Origin of the sequence: Rhodococcus sp. R1101 (assembly GCF_000278445.1) — a bacterium.
In the GTDB taxonomy this organism is placed as follows: Bacteria; Actinomycetota; Actinomycetes; order Mycobacteriales; family Mycobacteriaceae; genus Rhodococcus; species Rhodococcus gordoniae.
This window is the reverse complement of record NZ_AJVB01000507.1, coordinates 1-2,677: the sequence shown is the minus strand read 5'-3', so window position 1 is coordinate 2,677 and position 2,677 is coordinate 1. Positions and strand designations below refer to the sequence as shown.

The 2,677-nt window shown below is 67.5% G+C and carries 2 protein-coding genes and 1 pseudogene; all 3 read right to left on the bottom strand.

Annotated features, from left to right (window positions below):
• Positions 1-307 (bottom strand): annotated as a pseudogene (locus R1101_RS0120675) (ABC transporter substrate-binding protein); the annotation flags it as partial.
• A 39-nt stretch (positions 308-346) separates the two neighbouring features.
• Entirely contained in the window at positions 347-1,843 is a 1,497-nt protein-coding gene (locus tag R1101_RS29800) for a tyrosine-protein phosphatase (protein ID WP_016935188.1), read from the bottom strand.
• A 115-nt stretch (positions 1,844-1,958) separates the two neighbouring features.
• Entirely contained in the window at positions 1,959-2,663 is a 705-nt protein-coding gene (locus R1101_RS27840) for a MurR/RpiR family transcriptional regulator (RefSeq protein WP_442969894.1), read from the bottom strand.
• Between the last annotated feature and the right edge of the window lie 14 nt (positions 2,664-2,677).

Below are 2,677 nucleotides of genomic sequence, written 5' to 3'. Positions count from 1 at the left end.
CGGCGGCGAGCAGCACGTCCGCGCCGATCTCACCGGTGGTGCGTTCGGCCTCGATCCGAGCCGTCAGGTCACCGGTGCCGGCCCGGAAGATCTCGACACCGATGCCTGTCTCATCGGTGAATGCTGCGGCGATCTCGTCGATCTTGGCCTGTGGTTCGGAGGTGTAGACCGTGATGGTCTGCGCGTCGCCGGTGGACGAACCGGTCTGCTCCGAATCGGAGGCGGCCGGCTCCGAGCAGGCCGCGAGGGCGAATGCGGCGACCGTGCCGAGCGCGGCAGCCGACACGAGACGGGGAAGGGATGTCACTTGTGCTCCTGTGATGGGACGACGGGGAGGAGATGAGGATCAGGAGGCGACGGTGAGCGTAGGGCTCGACCGGAACAGGACCTCGGGGGTGCGCAGTGCGACGGGTAGGGCGCGGACACCGGAACGGGAACACTGCACGAGCGAGTAGGCGGGGTCGTCGAAGGCGACGAGGGAGTCGCCCGGCGTTCCGATGTCCTGCAGGTAGGCCAGAGAGCCGCCGACCCAGACGGGGACTCCCGCGAACACACCGGCCATCGGATGGTGGAAATGGCCGGCGAGGATCGCGGTGACATCGGAACCACGCAGTACCGCGGCGAATTCGTCGGCGCGGGCGAGTTCACGGCCCGTCAACGTGGCGGCAGGCGACGGAACCGGCGGATGGTGCATCACGATCACCGTCCCGTACGGAGCCGGAGTCGCGAGTTCGTGCGACAACCGCGCGAGCTCGTCCGATGAGAGCGACCCCGGACTCGTGTCGACACCGAGCACCCGGAACCCTCGAAGGTGTTCCTCGGTATTCGTGCCGAACACCGACGCGAAGGCGACCGGGTCGTCGTGGTTGCCCGGCACCGTGAGCACCGGGCACTGCAGACGCGTGCGGATCTCGTCGAAGACCGCAGCGAGTCGCGGATAGGTGGAGACCGCCCGCCGATGTGCGAGATCACCTGTGACGACCACGATGTCCGGCCGTAGACGCGACATCGAGGCTCCCTCGATCGCCGCACGGAGGCGTCCCACGCCGTCGACACCGAAGAAGAGTTCTTCGGTACCGCGCCCTGAGCAGGGGTCCTCGGTACCGCGTGCATGGACGTCGCTCAGGTGCAACACCGTCAGTTCCGGTTCGCCGAGCAGACGGGTTCGCAGAGCAGTGAGATCGTTCGCGGTGAAGCCGTGGGCATCGAGATATCCCGTCACCGACCCGTGTCGCCGGCGAATGTGGTCGAGCGCCGACTGCAGGGCCGATGCCGGGGAATCCAGGTGCAGTTCCACGGATTCCGCGTATTGTGCCGGGTCGAGCGTCAGATCGGAGAGCAGAATCCGCACCGCATTCTCGCGGTACGGTCGCAGCCGAGGTCCCGAGCACGAGTAGTCGTCGAGGATCGCCGAGTCGGGTACTCCGACCGCGGCTGCCGCCACTGCGACGACGAGTCCGGTGCGGTCCTTGCCCGCGGTGCAGTGCACGAGCGCCGGGGCGGGAGAGTACGCGAGGGCCCGGACGGCGTCGGTGAGAGCGGTGCCGCGCTCGTCGAGCAGGGTGCGGTAGATCGCGGTGATCTCACCGCTTCGGGGTGGGCCGGTCGCCGGGTCGTAGAGCGGATGGTGCAGGACGTTCCACGATGCGGTGGCCGTGCTGCCCGGTCGCTCGCGGTTGTCCCGCAGATCGATGACCGTTCGGATCCCGATCTGCTCGAGCGTCCTCCGTCCTTCGTCCGTCAGGTGGTCGAGCGTGGCGGAACGGAACAGTCGGCCGGGGGCCAGATACGGCCCCGACACCGAGCGCACATTGAACACACCGTCGACCTCGATGGACTCCACGATTCGCCTCTCTCACCGTTCCACTGGCTCCGGAACACCGTTCCGACAAGGCATATCGTGGGCGGTCCGATCGAACGTTCGGCCCCTTCGTCCGGAACGGGCGCTGTCGAACGGGTTAACAATCGGGGAGTGTGTCGGACAGCGCTGCTGCCACCACGTCGTGGGCGCCGGTGTGAACTTCCCGATGCTCCGGGTGGGCGAGCACGGCNCGTTGCAGCGCGTACAGGATCGTGCTCTGCGACACGCGAGCCGAGAACGAGTCCGCTTCGTTCTCGTGGGCACCTGCACCCGCGATGAGCACATGATCCGAGATGCGTGTCAGTGGTGTGCTGGGGTAGCTCGTCACCGACACGATCGTGGCACCGCGTTCGTGTGCGGCGGTACATGCCCGGAGGGTGTGTGTGTTCGCACCCGAATAGCTGACCGCGAGACACAGGTCGTGGGCGGTCAGGAGCCGGGCCGAGAACTGCTGACCGAGAATGTCGACCGGAGCCTCGACACTGCGACCGGCGGTGGTGAGGCGCAGGGCCGCGTCCTGGATCGGCGGCGACGAGAAACCGTTTCCTACCAACAGGATCCGGCGAGCTCTCACGACGAGGTCGACGACCTGTGCGAAACCGGCCTCGTCGACGGTTGCGCGGGTCGCGGTGAGTGCTTCCGTCGCGGCCGAGAACGCCGAATCCAGAGGAGTGGCAGGAGGATGCTCGGGATCCGGTGCCGCCCGGGCCAGTTCGAGACGAAGATGGTGGAAACCGCGGAAACCGAGACTCTGGCAGGCGCGTACGACGGTCGCCGGGGAGGTGCCCGATGCTGCCGCCAGCTCGGCGGTGGACA